This is a genomic window from Klebsiella africana (assembly GCF_020526085.1).
Classification (GTDB): Bacteria; Pseudomonadota; Gammaproteobacteria; order Enterobacterales; family Enterobacteriaceae; genus Klebsiella; species Klebsiella africana.
Window position 1 is genome coordinate 3,660,254 of sequence record NZ_CP084874.1, and the last position, 16,642, is coordinate 3,676,895.

The 16,642-nt window shown below is 56.6% G+C and carries 14 protein-coding genes; 10 read left to right on the forward strand and 4 right to left on the reverse strand.

What is annotated here, in order from left to right; genetic code table 11:
- Nucleotides 1-114 precede the first annotated feature (114 nt).
- The 7 genes from ybfE (at nt 115) to LGL98_RS17770 (ending at nt 6,865) form a co-directional block, all read left to right on the forward strand.
- On the forward strand, nt 115-408 hold the full coding sequence (gene ybfE / locus LGL98_RS17740; RefSeq protein ID WP_002894767.1) for a LexA regulated protein: 294 nt from the start codon (nt 115-117) through the stop codon (nt 406-408).
- Between the two features lie 151 nt (nt 409-559).
- The gene (fldA, locus tag LGL98_RS17745) at nt 560-1,090 is read left to right on the forward strand and encodes a flavodoxin FldA (RefSeq protein WP_002894765.1); all 531 of its coding nucleotides are present in this window, start codon (nt 560-562) and stop codon (nt 1,088-1,090) included.
- Nucleotides 1,091-1,381: 291 nt separating this feature from the next.
- Complete coding sequence (fur, locus tag LGL98_RS17750; protein WP_004885952.1) at nt 1,382-1,834, forward strand: ferric iron uptake transcriptional regulator; 453 nt, start codon at nt 1,382-1,384, stop codon at nt 1,832-1,834.
- Nucleotides 1,835-1,960: 126 nt separating this feature from the next.
- A complete protein-coding gene (gene tcuR / locus LGL98_RS17755) occupies nt 1,961-2,887 on the forward strand; it encodes a tricarballylate utilization LysR family transcriptional regulator TcuR (protein ID WP_136030827.1) in 927 nt (308 codons plus the stop codon).
- Between the two features lie 97 nt (nt 2,888-2,984).
- Nucleotides 2,985-4,388, forward strand: a complete 1,404-nt coding sequence (gene tcuA / locus LGL98_RS17760) for an FAD-dependent tricarballylate dehydrogenase TcuA (RefSeq protein ID WP_136030825.1) — start codon at nt 2,985-2,987, stop codon at nt 4,386-4,388.
- Nucleotides 4,375-5,514 (forward strand): tricarballylate utilization 4Fe-4S protein TcuB, encoded by a 1,140-nt coding sequence (gene tcuB, locus LGL98_RS17765; RefSeq protein WP_136030823.1) that lies wholly within the window; start codon nt 4,375-4,377, stop codon nt 5,512-5,514. The genes tcuA and tcuB overlap by 14 nt, the downstream gene beginning before the upstream one ends.
- A gap of 55 nt (nt 5,515-5,569) precedes the next feature.
- The gene (locus tag LGL98_RS17770) at nt 5,570-6,865 is read left to right on the forward strand and encodes an MFS transporter (protein WP_136030822.1); all 1,296 of its coding nucleotides are present in this window, start codon (nt 5,570-5,572) and stop codon (nt 6,863-6,865) included.
- Nucleotides 6,866-6,916: 51 nt separating this feature from the next.
- On the opposite strand, the gene LGL98_RS17775 is transcribed toward LGL98_RS17770, so the two are convergent.
- From LGL98_RS17775 to nagE, 4 genes are all read right to left on the reverse strand, one after another.
- Nucleotides 6,917-7,249: a ChiQ/YbfN family lipoprotein gene (locus tag LGL98_RS17775; protein ID WP_025711839.1), complete on the reverse strand. Its 333-nt coding sequence runs from the start codon at nt 7,247-7,249 to the stop codon at nt 6,917-6,919.
- A gap of 47 nt (nt 7,250-7,296) precedes the next feature.
- Nucleotides 7,297-8,700: a chitoporin ChiP gene (gene chiP / locus LGL98_RS17780; RefSeq protein ID WP_136030820.1), complete on the reverse strand. Its 1,404-nt coding sequence runs from the start codon at nt 8,698-8,700 to the stop codon at nt 7,297-7,299.
- Between the two features lie 435 nt (nt 8,701-9,135).
- On the reverse strand, nt 9,136-10,803 hold the full coding sequence (gene glnS, locus LGL98_RS17790) for a glutamine--tRNA ligase (RefSeq protein WP_136030818.1): 1,668 nt from the start codon (nt 10,801-10,803) through the stop codon (nt 9,136-9,138).
- Between the two features lie 178 nt (nt 10,804-10,981).
- Entirely contained in the window at nt 10,982-12,931 is a 1,950-nt protein-coding gene (gene nagE, locus LGL98_RS17795; protein ID WP_136030816.1) for a PTS N-acetyl glucosamine transporter subunit IIABC, read from the reverse strand.
- A gap of 315 nt (nt 12,932-13,246) precedes the next feature.
- Between nagE and nagB the strand changes: the two genes are divergently transcribed.
- The 3 genes from nagB (at nt 13,247) to nagC (ending at nt 16,540) form a co-directional block, all read left to right on the forward strand.
- Nucleotides 13,247-14,047 (forward strand): glucosamine-6-phosphate deaminase, encoded by an 801-nt coding sequence (gene nagB, locus LGL98_RS17800; RefSeq protein WP_012542446.1) that lies wholly within the window; start codon nt 13,247-13,249, stop codon nt 14,045-14,047.
- Nucleotides 14,048-14,162: 115 nt separating this feature from the next.
- Nucleotides 14,163-15,311, forward strand: coding sequence for an N-acetylglucosamine-6-phosphate deacetylase (gene nagA / locus LGL98_RS17805; RefSeq protein WP_136030815.1), 1,149 nt, complete (start codon nt 14,163-14,165; stop codon nt 15,309-15,311).
- Nucleotides 15,312-15,319: 8 nt separating this feature from the next.
- Nucleotides 15,320-16,540, forward strand: coding sequence for a DNA-binding transcriptional regulator NagC (gene nagC, locus LGL98_RS17810; RefSeq protein WP_136030813.1), 1,221 nt, complete (start codon nt 15,320-15,322; stop codon nt 16,538-16,540).
- The last annotated feature ends 102 nt before the right edge of the window (nt 16,541-16,642 follow it).

Genomic DNA, 16,642 nt, shown 5'->3' on the forward strand with positions numbered 1-16,642 from the left:
CCGCGCCGCAGAATGCCCGTGGTCGTTGGCGCAGCCGTTCGCCTGATGTATGATGGCGCGCTATCTGCGCCGGCTAGAGCCCGGCAGCTTGTTTCCCCGAAGTCACTCAGAATCATGGCAAAAGAACAAACGGACCGTACGACATTAGATTTGTTCGCAAACGAGCGTCGCCCGGGAAGACCGAAAACCAATCCGCTGTCGCGCGATGAACAACTGCGCATCAACAAACGTAACCAGCTGAAACGCGATAAGGTTCGCGGGCTGAAGCGCGTCGAGTTAAAACTCAACGCTGATGCGGTCGATGCGCTCAACGAGCTGGCGGAAGCGCGTAATATGAGCCGCAGCGATCTCATTGAAGAGATGCTGATGACACAATTAACCGCCCTGCGCAGCCAGGGAAAAGTCTAACTTTCCGCGAAAAAACCGCATTCATGTAGCAGAGTGTGCAGTCGGGCGTGATTGCTGTTTCCGCGCCCTTGCCTGTTCTGCTATGATTGCCGTTATCTATGGGCATCGCGTCCCTACCACATCATTTAAGTTTCAAGAGGTTATTTTACTCATGGCAATCATCGGCATCTTTTTTGGCAGCGACACCGGCAACACCGAAAATATTGCAAAAATGATTCAAAAGCAGCTTGGTAAAGATGTTGCTGATGTTCACGACATTGCCAAAAGCAGCAAAGAAGACCTGGAAGCCCACGACATCCTGCTGCTCGGTATTCCGACCTGGTACTATGGTGAAGCACAGTGTGACTGGGACGACTTTTTCCCGACGCTGGAAGAGATCGACTTCAATGGCAAACTGGTGGCGCTGTTCGGCTGCGGCGACCAGGAAGACTACGCAGAATACTTCTGCGACGCGCTAGGCACCATCCGCGACATCATTGAGCCACGCGGGGCGACCATCGTCGGTCACTGGCCGACGGCGGGGTATCATTTCGAGGCTTCCAAAGGCCTGGCGGATGACGACCACTTCGTCGGCCTCGCCATCGATGAAGACCGCCAGCCGGAGCTGACTAATGAGCGCGTTGAGAAGTGGGTGAAGCAGGTTGCCGAAGAGCTGCACCTCGAAGAAATCAAAAACGCCTGATGATTAAGCGGCGTAACTATTGAGTTGCGTCGCATTAATAGACAAAAGCAATCAAACTAATAGCTACAAGTTTTTAACTTTTAATCACATATCTGTACAATGTCCTCTGATTCTACGAGGCACGTGACGCAGTTTGTAGCTGGTGCCTCGTTTTTGACAGCAAACCAGGCCTGATGCTTGCAGTTTTCATTTACCAATGGCAGTTCTATAATGAGACGCATTACGTCGGGTTAATTTCTGTATGACTTCCGTTGAAGGAAGTAGATCGTTTAGCAACAGGACAGATTCCGCATGACTGACAACAATACCGCATTAAAGAAGGCTGGCCTGAAAGTCACACTTCCTCGACTGAAAATCCTCGAAGTGCTGCAGGAACCGGATAACCATCATGTCAGTGCGGAAGACTTATATAAACGCCTGATCGACATGGGCGAAGAGATTGGTCTGGCGACCGTTTACCGCGTCCTCAACCAGTTTGATGACGCCGGCATCGTGACTCGTCATAATTTCGAAGGCGGAAAATCCGTTTTCGAACTGACCCAGCAGCATCACCACGATCACCTGATCTGCCTCGACTGCGGCAAAGTGATCGAGTTCAGTGATGACTCTATTGAAGCGCGCCAGCGTGAAATCGCTTCCCGTCACGGCATCCGCCTGACCAACCACAGTCTGTATCTGTACGGCCACTGTGCGGAAGGGGATTGCCGCGAGGACGAACACGCCCACGACGCAGTGGAAAAGTAATTCCCCGCTTCGTCTGCTCTGAAAAGCCAACCTGCCGGTTGGCTTTTTTATGGGCGCTTCTGCCGCGCTTCCCGCTCACGCCTCTGGGGTAACCTTCCTCACCCCCGCTTTGTCCGGAGAGTTGATATGGAACTTCGCCAGCTACGCTACTTTGTGCGCATTGTTGAGACCGGCAGCATGGGGCGAGCTGCGCTCGATCTCAATATCGGTGTCTCGGCGCTTAGCCAGCAGATCGCGCGCCTGGAAAACGAACTGGCCATTCGCCTGCTGCAGCGGACCTCCCGCGGAGTCACGCCCACCAGCGCGGGCCTCGCCTTCTACTCACAAGCGCAGCTGGCGCTGCGCCATGCCGATGACGCCATCCTCGCCGCCCGCGAGGCGCGCCTGTCGGGCCACGTCAGCGTCGGCATGGCCCCCAGCACCGCCTCCGTTCTCGGTGTTCCGTTCATCAATGCGATGCGCGAAAGCTACCCCGACGTGCGTCTGCATCTGGTTGAAAGCCTTTCCGGCAATCTGGAACGGATGATCAACACTCGCCAGCTCGATTTAGCTATCGTTTTCCAGCAGGAGAAGATCCTGCGCTGGAGCGCCAGACCGGTGCTGGAAGAGCGCCTGTTCCTGATTGGCACCCATGCGCTGCTAGCCCCTCTTCAGGATGACCATATCACCCCTGACCAGCTCACCTCCCTGCCGTTGATTATGCCAAGCCAGGGCCACGGTCTGCGCGGCAGGCTGGAGGCGGTTTGCCAGCAGCATCATATCAGCGTTGAGGTGGTGGCGGAGATCGACGGCCTGGCCCTGCTGATGCAGGCCGTGCGCAGCGGACTGGGGGCCACCCTGCAGCCCGGGGCCGCTATCTCCCATCTCGACCACCAGGCGCTGAGAGTGATCGACGTCGTCAATCCGGTACTCAGTCGCCCCAACTTTCTGGTCAGCCTGTCCGATGATGAACTCACCCCGGCAGGCCTTGCCGCACGGGTAATACTGAGCAAAGTTATGCGTCAGCTGGTAGAGTCTGACCGCTGGCCGGGCGCCACCCTTTATGCTCACTAAACCCCTCTTTAGCGCTACGCCATAGCGCCCCACCGCCATCACCGCCTACATTCCAATTACAAATTTAACAATTAATTAAATTGTAAGGGAGCCGATAATGGTGGATGTACTGGTGATTGGCGGCGGCAATGCCGCGCTCTGCGCCGCCTTAACCGCTCGGGAAGCTGGCGCCTCGGTGCTGATGCTGGAGGCGGCGCCGCGGGAGTGGCGCGGCGGCAACTCGCAACACACGCGTAACCTGCGCTGTATGCACGATGTGCCGCAGGACGTGCTGGTCGACAGCTATCCGGAAGAAGAGTACTGGCAGGATCTGCTGCGCGTCACCGAGGGGAATACCAACGAAGCGCTGGCCCGGCTGGTGATCCGCACCTCGTCACAATGCCGAGTCTGGATGCGCCAGCACGGAGTTAATTTCCAGCCGCCGCTCTCTGGCGCCCTGCACGTAGCCCGCACCAACGCTTTTTTTATGGGCGGCGGCAAAGCGCTGGTCAATGCCTATTACCGCAGCGCGGAGCAGATGGGCGTGCAGATTCGCTACAACACGCCGGTGCAAGCTCTCGAGCTGCGCAACGGCGAATTTGTCGCCGCGCTGGCGGGCGAGGAACGGATTGTTGCGAAAAGCTGCGTCCTCGCCGCCGGTGGGTTTGAATCCAACCGCGAATGGCTGCGCGAGGCCTGGGGGCAAAATGACCGCGGTGAATGGCCCGCCGATAACTTCCTCATCCGCGGCACCCGCTTCAACCAGGGGGTGCTGCTCAAGTTTATGATCGACGCCGGGGCCGATATCATCGGCGATCCCTCGCAGTCCCACTGCGTCGCCATTGACGCCCGGGCACCGCTCTATGACGGCGGGATCTGCACCCGCGTCGACTGCGTGTCGCTGGGGGTAGTGGTCAACCGCGATGCCGAGCGTTTTTATGATGAAGGAGAAGATTTCTGGCCCAAACGCTACGCCATTTGGGGCCGGCTGGTCGCTCACCAGCCCGGGCAGATCGGCTTCTCAATCATCGACAGTAAAGCCATCGGCCACTTTATGCCGCCCGTCTTTCCCGGCGCACAGGCCAACACCCTTCCCGAGCTGGCCCGCCAGCTGGGGCTGGACGGCGAACGCTTAGCGCAAACCATCGCCGACTATAATGCTGCCTGCGCGCCGGGCCAGTTCGACCATATCCGCCTGGATAATTGCGCCACTTCCGGCCTGACGCCGCCAAAGACCCACTGGGCGCGCCCCCTCGATACGCCGCCTTACTACGGCTATACCTTACGTCCGGGGATCACCTTCACCTACCTCGGGCTCTACGTCGACGACACCGCCGCCGTCCACTTCGCCGGCAAACCCAGCCGTAACCTGTTTGTCGCCGGGGAAATGATGGCTGGCAACGTGCTGGGCAAAGGCTATACCGCTGGCGTCGGGATGTCTATTGGCACCACCTTCGGCCGCATTGCCGGTCAGCAAGCCGCCCGGGCGGCACAGCAGGAGAACCACCATGAAGTCGCTTGAAAAGCTGATCATTGACGCGCAGATCATCACCGAGCCGGAGGCGGAAGTGGAACGGGTGATGCAGGTCTGTAATGCCTGCCGCTACTGCGAAGGGTTTTGCGCCGTGTTCCCGGCGATGACCCAGCGCCTGGCCTTTGGCAAAGCGGATATTAATTATCTGGCTAACCTGTGTCATAACTGCGGCGCCTGCCTGCACGCCTGCCAGTACGCGCCGCCCCACGAGTTCGCCATTAACGTGCCGAAGGCAATGGCCGAAGTGCGACTGGAGACCTATCAACACTACGCCCAGCCCGCGGCCTTTGGCCGCCTGTATCGTCAGGCCGGCGTGACCACCGCGCTGGCGCTGGTCGGCGGACTAATTTTCTTTCTGTTGCTGGCGATGGGACTTAACGGCTCGCTGCTGCACCCACCGCTGGCGGGCGATTTTTACCAGGTTTTCCCGCATAACCTGCTGGCGTGGATGTTTGGCTCGGTCTTTGTGCTGGCAATTGGCTTACTGATGACCGGGGTGATCCGCTTCTGGCGCGAGATCTCCCCGGGCCAGCCGCAACCGGTTGATATTGCGAAAGCGTCCCATGATGCGCTGACGCTGAAATATCTCGACGGCGGGCATGGCAAAGGCTGCAACGAAGCCGATGACGCCTTCACCCTGATGCGCCGTCGTTTCCACCACTTCACCTTCTACGGCTTTATGCTCTGCTTCGCCGCCACCGTGGTGGCCACGGGCTATCACTATTTCGCCGGCCAGGAAGCCCCCTACCCGTTCTTCAGCGTGCCGGTGCTGCTCGGCACGCTCGGCGGCATAGGGTTGCTGGTTGGCCCGGCGGGCCTGCTGTGGCTGAACCTGCGCCGGTCACCGCTGCACGGCGACGCGCGGCAAAAACCGGTGGATCGCGCGTTTATCCTGCTGTTGCTCCTGACCAGCTTCACCGGCCTGGCGCTGCTGGCGGGGCGGGATACCTCGTGGATGGGCATCCTGCTCGCTGTTCACCTCGGGGTAGTGATGGCCCTGTTTTTGACCCTTCCCTACGGAAAATTTGCCCACGGATTTTATCGCTGTGCGGCGCTACTCAAGTGGGCGGTTGAGAAGCGGCGCGGAAAACAGGCGGCAGTCGCAGGCGACTAACCCGCCCCCTCTTACCTCTATAAAAACAAGATAAAGACAATGGAGAGCACACCCTATGACCCAACAACCCACGCGCGCCGGCACCGTCGGCGCTATCCTCCGCGTGACCAGCGGTAATTTTCTCGAACAGTTCGACTTTTTTCTGTTTGGCTTTTACGCCACCTATATCGCCCGCACCTTTTTTCCGGCAGAGAGCGAGTTCGCGGCGCTGATGCTCACCTTTGCGGTATTTGGCTCGGGCTTTCTGATGCGCCCCATCGGCGCGGTGGTCCTCGGCGCCTATATCGACAGAATCGGTCGCCGCAAAGGGCTGATGGTCACTCTGGCGATCATGGGCTGCGGGACACTGTTGATAGCCCTGGTCCCCGGCTATCAGACCATCGGCGTGCTGGCGCCGATCCTCGTATTAGTGGGCCGCTTGCTGCAGGGGTTCTCCGCGGGCGTCGAGCTTGGTGGGGTGTCGGTCTATCTGGCGGAAATCGCCACGCCGGGCAATAAAGGCTTCTATACCAGTTGGCAGTCCGCCAGCCAACAGGTGGCTATCGTCATGGCGGCGCTGATTGGCTATGCGCTGAACGCCACGCTGGAGCATGAGGAGATCGCAGACTGGGGCTGGCGCATTCCCTTCTTCATTGGCTGTCTGATTATTCCGCTGATTTTCTTACTGCGCCGTTCACTGCAGGAGACCGAGGAATTCCTGCAGCGAAAACATCGTCCGGACACTAAAGAGATCCTGACCACTATCGCCAGGAACTGGCGCATTATTACGGCGGGGACGTTGCTGGTGGCGATGACCACCACTACCTTTTATTTTATCACCGTCTATACGCCGACCTATGGCAGAGCGGTGCTGCACCTCAGCGCACGCGACAGTCTGCTGGTGACCATGCTGGTGGGCATCTCTAACTTTATCTGGTTACCGATTGGCGGGGCGATCTCTGACCGGATCGGTCGTCGTCCGGTGCTGATGGGCATTACCGTGCTGGCGCTGCTCACCACCTGGCCGGTGATGCACTGGCTCACCGTCGCGCCCGATTTCACCCGTATGACGCTGGTCCTGCTATGGTTCTCGTTCTTCTTTGGTATGTATAACGGCGCGATGGTCGCGGCGCTTACCGAAGTGATGCCGGTATACGTCCGCACCGTGGGCTTTTCGCTGGCCTTCAGCCTTGCCACCGCGATCTTCGGCGGACTGACGCCAGCTATTTCCACCGCCCTGGTCGAGCTCACCGGCGATAAAAGCGCGCCCGGCTGGTGGCTAATGTGCGCCGCGCTATGCGGGTTCGTCGCCACCGTCCTGTTATTCGTGCGTCTGAGCCGCGGCTATCAGCCGGCGGAGAGCCAGCGCTAAAAACACAAACGGGCGGAGAGAGACTCCGCCCGTTTGCCGCTGCCATCAGGCTTAATGGGTAGTGTTATTGCTGCGGATCTCCTTCCAGATCTGGTCGCAGCGCGCTTTCACCGCCTGATCGTTACCGGTGCGGGTGGCTTGAATACACTGCTGGTAATCCAGTACCCGAACGCTCTCCTGGTTAGCAAACTGCTGGTGCTGTTTATCCTCTTTCAGCACATTCAGTACGCTCTGGCAGGCTTCAATCTTGTCCGGATTCCCTTCCGCCGTATTAATACAGGCGCTATAGGCATTTCTGAGTTTAGAATCTTCTTCAGGGGCCGGCGAAGCGGTACAGCCCGCCAGACCTGATGCCATCATGGCAATGAACAGCATTTTTTTCATTGTCGTTCTCCCGGAGGTACGGCAGGCTCACGCCCGCCGCGCAGGTATCAGAAAATAGTGAACGGGGCGATAACCATGAACTTCACGTCGCGCTCATCCTGGAAGATGTTGCCGTAGCCGCCGCTCCAGCTCGGGATATCGGAATGGTTGTCGTACTGGGTAAAGTGCAGTTTGAACAAGGTGCCCTTCGCCCGACCTTCCTGCACGGTATACAGCGCATCCAGGCTGTAGGCCGACTCTTTCAGGCGATAGTCAGGATCGTAGTACGCGTCCGGAGAGGACATTCTGCCCGGTTTCGCATCCCAGGCGTACACATAAGACGCACCGAACGCCCAGCCAGGCATGTCCCAGTTTTTCATGTCATACATCGCGCCGAAGAAGACCGCTTTTTCGCCGTTGGCGTTGAAGTCAGAGCGGTTATCCCACCAGATATCGAGACGACCGTTGGAGGAAGCATAGGTCGGCGTCATACGCTGCAGGAAGTAGCCCTGCTGGCCATCGGCCTTCACCCAGGTTCCCTCGAGACGCAGATCCAGGACATCCGCCACTTTATAGCCAAAGGTTAACGCCTGCAGCCAGGCGGTGCCGTCATAGATGTCGTTAACCCCGCCGTTGCTAACCTTATCGCGGGTGCCGTAGAACTGGTAGCTGGTGCTCAGCGGTGCGCCGGCGACGTCAAACTTGTAGCTGGCTTTAGCAAAGTACTGATCGATATAGCCCTGCGCCTGACCAAATGCCGCTTCCAGCACCAGGTCATTTTTGAAATCATATTTAGCGCCGATGGAGTGGAGATAATCGACTTTGGTTTTCTTGTCATTCTGATAGAAATCGTCCATCTCGATATGCCATGGCGCTTTATATTCGTTGGTCCACATGTAGGAGAAACTTAACGCGCCAGCGGTGCCATAGTCGAAGTTGGCACCGGCTTCCGCTCCCTGGTAGGTACCCGGCATAAAGCTCCAGTGCGGGGCCAGCAGAGTCTGGCCGGTTGGCTGGATATAACCTGCGCGTGCCCACACCGGACCGTATTTGAATTTCGCTGCCGCTTTATACAGGCTGATGCCGCTCTTATCGCCGGAGTAGTCTTCGTCATAGGCTTTGTTACGCGACGAGAAGGCGATTTCGTTCGGGTGGCCGCTGTCGCCGTTCTCCGCCATTTCAATCGCCGTAAACGCAGCAATATCAAGGCCAAACATATCGGCGGCATAGCCAGACTGGAAGTCCAGGTTGGCGTTCCAGGTAGAATGGGAAAGGTTGGTTTTGTATTTGTCGCCGTCGGTCACATCTTTACGGTCACGCTCACGCTGCCAGTAATAGATACCGCCGGTTAAGGTTGAATCATCGATAAAGCCTGCTGCGCTGGCCTGCGGAACCACAACCCAGCCCGACATCGCGGTGACGGCGGCAATAGCCAGCGCCAGCGTACTACGTTTGCCACTAAACGTACGCATGTGCATATCCTCTTTGACGTTTTAAAAGGCGAAGACCAGCGGTCAATCGCTAAAAAATAAATAAAACTGCAAAATGTGGGGCGGTAAAAAAGACCGCGAAACCACTATAGATAGACTATTTTTCGTGACGCGAATTATCAATGTTTTTCGTGAGGCAAAGCTTAAGATTATGACAAAGCGCACATAATTTATGTCGTTTTGTTACAGTCTTATCTCTGATGATTTTGTCATGGAAGTCATTGCAAAATCAGGGAAAAAAGAAAACACTGAAAGCGATTACATTGGTTTTTTGTATATGACAGGAAACAACAGAAGCACTATTTATTAGCCCCCTGAAACAGGATTAATTCGCATCGCGAAAATAAACCGAGTAATTGGCTGATTCTGAAACAAAAAAAAGCGCCGCAAAATGCGGCGCTTTTCATCAAGAGAAACTTATTCGCCTGCTTTCGCCCAGGTATCACGCAGCCCGACGGTGCGGTTGAACACCAGATTGGTTGCGGTTGCATAGCGGCTGTCGAGGCAGAAATAGCCTTCACGCTCAAACTGGTAAGCTTTACCGGCTTCGGCCTGCGCCAGGCTCGGTTCAGCGTAACCCTGTTTGATCACCAACGATTCCGGGTTGATCACCGCAAGGAAATCGTCCGCCGCGCCTGGGTTGGGTACGCTGAACAGACGATCGTAGAGACGGATCTCTACCGGCAGCGCATGCGCCGCACTTACCCAATGGATCACGCCTTTGACCTTGCGGCCATCGGCCGGATCTTTGCTCAGGGTGTCGGCATCATAGGTGCAGAAGATGGTGGTAATATTGCCTTCGGCATCTTTCTCTACGCGTTCCGCTTTGATGACGTAGGCGTTACGCAGACGTACCTCTTTACCCAGCACCAGACGCTTGTACTGCTTGTTGGCTTCTTCGCGGAAGTCCGCGCGGTCAATCCAGATTTCGGCGCTGAATGGCACTTCGCGGCTGCCCATTTCCGGTTTGTTCGGATGGTTAGGCATCGCCACCATTTCGCTTTCCCCCTGCGGATAGTTCTCGATAACCAGTTTCACCGGATCGATCACCGCCATCGCGCGCGGGGCGTTTTCGTTCAGATCTTCACGAATGCAGGACTCCAGCGACGCCATCTCGATGGTATTGTCCTGCTTGGTCACGCCGATGCGCTTGCAGAACTCACGGATGGATTCAGCGGTATAACCGCGACGACGCAGACCGGAGATGGTCGGCATACGCGGGTCGTCCCAGCCTTCCACGTGCTTCTCGGTCACCAGCTGGTTCAGCTTACGCTTGGACATCACGGTGTATTCGAGATTTAGACGCGAGAATTCATACTGACGCGGATGCACCGGGATGCTGATGTTGTCCAGCACCCAGTCGTACAGGCGACGGTTGTCCTGGAACTCCAGGGTACACAGCGAGTGAGTAATGCCTTCCAGCGCATCGCTGATGCAGTGGGTGAAGTCGTACATCGGGTAGATGCACCATTTGTTGCCGGTCTGATGATGCTCAGCGAACTTAATGCGGTACAGCACCGGATCGCGCATCACCATAAACGGTGACGCCATATCAATTTTGGCTCGCAGACAGGCCTTGCCCTCTTCGAAACCGCCGCTGCGCATTTTTTCAAACAGCGCCAGGTTCTCTTCCACGCTGCGGTCGCGATACGGGCTGTTTTTACCCGGCGCTTTCAGGGTGCCGCGATATTCACGAATCTCATCAGGGGAAAGTTCATCAACGTAGGCCAGGCCTTTGTTGATCAGCTCAACCGCATACTGATGCAGCTGATCGAAATAATCAGACGAGTAGCATACGTCCCCGGACCAGTGGAAACCTAACCACTGCACGTCGTTTTTAATCGACTCCACGTATTCGATATCTTCTTTCACCGGGTTGGTGTCATCGAATCGCAGGTTGCATTGGCCCTGATAATCCTGGGCGATACCAAAGTTCAGGCAGATGGATTTCGCATGGCCAATGTGCAGATAACCGTTCGGCTCCGGCGGGAAGCGGGTGTGAACGGTGGTGTGCTTACCGGTAGCCAGATCTTCATCAATGATCTGACGGATAAAGTTAGTCGGGCGGGCTTCTGCCTCACTCATCACGGGTTCCTCAAAGCGTAAACAACGTATAACGGCACATGATCTTACAAGCAGGACGTAGTGACAACTATTAGTTACGTAAAATAGATATCAGAAGAGGATTATGGGGCCGATTGCTGGAAAAAAAAGCGGCGAAGGTTTCCCTTCGCCGCTGAGGCAAAAACTCGACTCAGGAGCCTTACTTGCCTTTAATCTCATACAGCGGTGTCTGGCCGGCAACGACCTTACCACTCGCCAGTATCACCAGCGCGCTGTAGTCATCGCTGTTGCTGCAGACGACCGGGCTTATCATCGAGCGCGCGTTGGCGTTGAGGAAGTCCAGATCCATTTCCAGAATCGGCTCACCCGCTTTCACTTCCGCGCCCTCTTCTACCAGACGTTTGAAGCCCTTGCCTTCCAGCGCCACGGTATCGATGCCCATATGAACAACGATTTCCGCACCGTTGTTGGTTTCGAGGCAGAACGCGTGGTTGGTGTTGAAAATTTTCACCACGGTACCGGCGGCCGGGGCCACCACGATGTTGCTGGTCGGTTTCACCGCGATACCGTCGCCGACGGCTTTACTGGCGAAAGCTTCATCAGGCACCTGTTCGAGCGCCACCACGTCACCGGTAATCGGCGACACCAGCGACTCAACGGTCTTCGCGTTCGCTACCGCCTGCGGTTTAGCCGCGGGCACCGCGGTGGCGACGTCGCCAGCCGGTGCGGCTGCCGCTACCGGGCCGCGGGTAACCACTTTTTTCATCTCATCGCCGATAGATTCTGCTTTCGCACCGACGATAACCTGGATGGTTTGCTTATTCAGTTTCACCACCCCGGACGCGCCGAGACGTTTACAGGCGGCGTCGTTCACCTTCGCCGAATCACCCACGGTCAGACGCAGACGGGTGATACAGGCGTCAATGGCTTTCAGGTTGTCCGTTCCGCCCACTGCGGCGATATAGCTGGTCGCCAGCTGGGTCAGGCCTTCTTCAGTGTTGCTATTCGCTTCTTCCGTTACCACGTCAGCGGCTTTGTCTTCACGACCCGGCGTTTTCAGGTTGAACATGCGGATCACTGCGCTGAACAGCAGGAAGTAGACGAAGAAGAACACCACGCCCATTACCAGCAGCATCCAGACGTTTTTGCTGGCGGCCGGCAGGCTGTACATCAGCACATAGTCGATTGCACCCGCGGAGAAGGAGAAGCCCGCGTGGATCCCCAGGGCCGTTGCGATGAACAGGCTAATACCGGTCAACACCGCGTGCAGGAGGTACAGCAGCGGCGCCAGGAACATGAACAGGAATTCCAGCGGCTCGGTTACCCCGGTCAGGAACGCGGTGATGGCAACAGACAGCAGCATACCGCCGACCATCGGGCGACGCGCTTTCGGCGCCGCCAGATACATCGCCAGCGCCGCACCCGGCAGACCAAACATCATGATCGGGAAGAAGCCGGACATGAACATCCCCGCGGTGCCGTCGCCGGCGTAGAAGCGGTTGATGTCGCCGTGGAACACCGCGCCTGCGGCGTTAGTGAACTCACCAATCTGGAACCAGGCGATGGTGTTCAGCACCTGATGCAGACCGGTTGGGATCAGCAGACGGTTGATGAAACCAAAGATACCGGAGCCCAGCGCCCCTGCGGAGACGATCCATTCGCCGCCAGAGTGGATAGCGTGTTGCACCGGCGGCCAGACGTAGCCGAAGATCGCCGCGAGGATCAGACAGAAGAAGCCGGTGGCGATCGGCACGAAGCGTTTGCCGCCGAAGAAGCTCAGGAAGTCCGGCAGCTTGATGCCGGCCCAGCGGTTGTATACCGCCCCTGCCACCAGACCGGTAATAATACCGGCCAGTACGCCCATGTTAATTTCCGGGTTAATGGTGACCATCGCTTTGGTCATCACGAAATAACCTACCGCACCGGCCAGGGCCGCCGAACCGGCGTTATCCTTGGACCAGCTCGATGCCACACCAATTGCGAAGATCAGCGCCAGATTATCGAAGATCGCCCCACCCGCTTGCGCGATGAAGGGTACATTCAACAGGTCTGGTTGCCCGAAACGCAGCAGCAATGCCGCGACCGGCAGCACTGCGATAGGGAGCTGCAACGCCCTACCCAGTCGCTGAAAGAAACCTAAAATATTCATCTTATTCCCCCTATGAGACCCCGATGAGGCTCATTTTCAAAGCCACTTTTTTATTGTGTAACAAGGTCGGTTTTATCACTTACCGGCAAAGTGTGTGAAAAATTAATTCGTATCGCAAATTAAATGGGTATTTTTTGTGATAATTATCACCAAATATCGTATTACCTCCTCCCTCACACTGGCTAACATCGAAAACTTATTTTATCATTCAAAAAATCAACACGGATTGACCCCGGTAGGCACAGTTGCTGCAATACTCTCCTTAGAGTGCTGGCGCCAATCCGCCAGAATCTACTTTAACTATAGAGGTGAAGAATGAGACTGATCCCCCTGGTAACCGCTGAGCAGGTTGGTAAATGGGCTGCGCGCCACATCGTTAACCGTATTAATGCATTCAAACCGACCGCGGACCGTCCGTTCGTCCTGGGTCTGCCGACCGGTGGTACTCCGCTGACCGCCTACAAGGCGCTGGTTGAAATGCATAAAGCAGGCCAGGTTAGCTTCAAGCACGTCGTCACCTTTAACATGGATGAATACGTTGGCCTGCCGAAAGAGCATCCGGAAAGCTATCATAGCTTCATGCATCGTAATTTCTTTGACCACGTTGATATTCCGGCAGAAAATATCAACCTGCTGAATGGTAACGCGCCGGACATCGATGCGGAATGCCGTCGCTATGAAGAAAAAATTCGCTCCTACGGTAAAATCCACCTGTTTATGGGCGGCGTGGGCAACGATGGTCACATCGCGTTTAACGAACCGGCCTCTTCTCTGGCGTCCCGCACCCGTATTAAGACCCTGACCCATGACACCCGCGTAGCGAACTCCCGCTTCTTCGACGGCGATGTAGATCTGGTGCCGAAATACGCGTTGACCGTCGGCGTGGGCACTCTGCTGGATGCAGAAGAAGTGATGATTCTGGTGCTGGGTCATCAGAAAGCGCTGGCGCTGCAGGCAGCGGTAGAGGGTAACGTCAATCACATGTGGACCATTACCTGTCTGCAGCTGCATCCGAAAGCAGTGATCGTCTGTGACGAGCCGTCCACCATGGAGCTGAAAGTGAAGACGCTGAAATATTTCAACGAATTAGAAGCTGAAAATATTAAAGGTCTGTAATGTAGTCGCGTCCCGCGGCGTTGCGCGGGACCATCTTTTTTCTTTGTATGCAACATCAGGCCGGCGGCAAAAGAGCGATTGCTGGCGTGATGAGGCGTATATACCGGGGGTCGTAATGTATGCATTAACCCAGGGCCGGGTTTATACCGGTCATGAAATTCTCGATGACCATGCGGTTGTTATCGCTAATGGCCTTATCGAACGTCTTTGTCCGCTGGCAGATTTGCCGTCTGACATCGAGCAGCGCTCAGTCAACGGCGCAATAATCGCCCCCGGTTTTATCGACGTCCAGCTCAATGGCTGCGGCGGCGTGCAGTTCAACGACAGCCCTGAGGCGGTGACCGTTGAAACGCTGGAGATTATGCAGAAGGCCAACGAACGTTCTGGCTGCACCAGCTTCCTGCCGACGCTGATTACCTCCAGCGACGATCTGATGAAGCAAGGGGTTCGCGTGATGCGTGAATACCTGCAAAAACACCCGAACCAGGCGCTGGGTCTGCATCTGGAAGGACCGTGGCTGAACATCGTCAAGAAAGGCACCCACAATCCGGACTACGTGCGTAAACCGGACGCCGCGCTGGTTGATTTCCTGTGCGACAACGCTGATGTGATCACCAAAGTGACCCTCGCCCCTGAGCGCGTTGAGCCGGAAGTGATCCGCAAACTAGTTGCCGCCGGGATCGTTGTCTCCGCCGGCCACTCCAATGCCACGCTCAAAGAGGCGAAAGTGGGCTTCCGCGCGGGCATTACCTTTGCCACCCACCTGTATAACGCGATGCCGTACATTACCGGCCGCGAACCGGGCCTGGCCGGGGCGATTTTTGACGAGCCGGATGTCTACTGCGGTATTATTGTCGACGGGATGCATGTCGATTACGCTAACGTGCGCAACGCCAAGCGCCTGAAAGGCGACAAGCTGTGCCTGGTCACCGACGCCACCGCACCGGCGGGAGCGAATATTGACCAGTTCATTTTTGCCGGGAAAACAATATACTACCGCAATGGGCTGTGCGTGGATGAAAACGGCACCCTCAGCGGCTCTTCGCTAACCATGATTGAAGGGGTACGTAATCTCGTTGAGCATTGCGGCGTCGCACTGGACGAAGTATTACGCATGGCCACGCTCTATCCGGCGCGCGCCATTGGTGTGGACAAGCAGCTCGGCAGCATTACGCCTGGCATGGTCGCTAACCTGACCGCCTTTACCCGCGATTATAAAATCACCAAGACCATCGTTAATGGTAACGAGGTCGTCACTGAGTAAGTAAAAGTATGACAGCAGGCGGACAAGCTCAAATTGGTAACGTTGACCTCGTAAAACAACTGAACAGCGCGGCCGTGTACCGCCTGATTGACCAGCATGGGCCTATCTCGCGCATTCAGATCGCGGAACAAAGCCAGCTTGCCCCTGCCAGCGTGACCAAAATCACGCGTCAGCTTATTGAGCGCGGACTGATCAAAGAAGTCGATCAGCAAGCCTCCACCGGAGGCCGCCGCGCCATCTCCATCATAGCGGAAACCCGCAACTTCAACGCCATCGGCGTGCGCCTTGGCCGCTATGACGCCACTCTGACCCTGTATGATTTAAGCAGCAAGACCCTGGAAGAGGAGCATTTCCCGCTGCCCGAGCGCACCCAGGAAACGCTGGAACACGCCCTGCTGAATATCATCGCCACCTTTATCGAAAACTGTCAGCGCAAAATTCGCGAGCTGATCGCCATCTCAGTGATCCTGCCGGGCCTCGTTGACCCGGAAAGCGGCGTGATCCGCTATATGCCGCATATTGCGGTGGAAAACTGGGGCCTGGTCGGAGCGCTGGAGAAACGCTTCAATGTTACCTGCTTTGTTGGGCACGATATCCGCAGCCTGGCGCTAGCCGAGCACTATTTTGGCGCAAGCCAGGATTGCGAAGACTCCATTCTGGTGCGCGTGCACCGCGGTACCGGGGCGGGGATTATCTCCAACGGGCGCATTTTTATCGGCCGCAACGGCAACGTCGGCGAAATTGGCCATATTCAGGTCGACCCGCTGGGCGAGCGCTGCCACTGCGGCAACTTCGGCTGTCTGGAGACCGTCGCGGCTAATGCCGCCATTGAACAGCGGGTTCGCCACCTGCTGGAGCAGGGCTACCAGAGCCGCCTGACCCTCGATGACTGCACGATCAAAACCATCTGCAAAGCGGCCAACAAGGGCGATGCCCTGGCCTGCGAAGTGATCGAGTACGTGGGACGTCACCTCGGCAAAACCATCGCCATCGCAATTAATCTCTTCAATCCGCAAAAAATCGTCGTTGCCGGCGAAATAGTGGAGGCCGAGAAGGTGCTGCTCCCGGCTATTGAGGGTTGCATTAACGCCCAGGCGCTGAAGGCGTTTCGTAAGAACCTGCCGGTGGTACGCTCTACCCTCGATCACCGATCTGCGATTGGCGCCTTCGCCCTGGTCAAGCGCGCTATGCTCAATGGCACGCTGCTGCAGCGCTTGCTTGAGAGCTAATCGCCCCTTTTCTGATAGCGCGTCACTTTGATACGGGCGGGCCTCGCCCGTCAGAGGTGGGAAACCTCATCGATGACGCGTATAGTTTCGTCTTTGTTAATG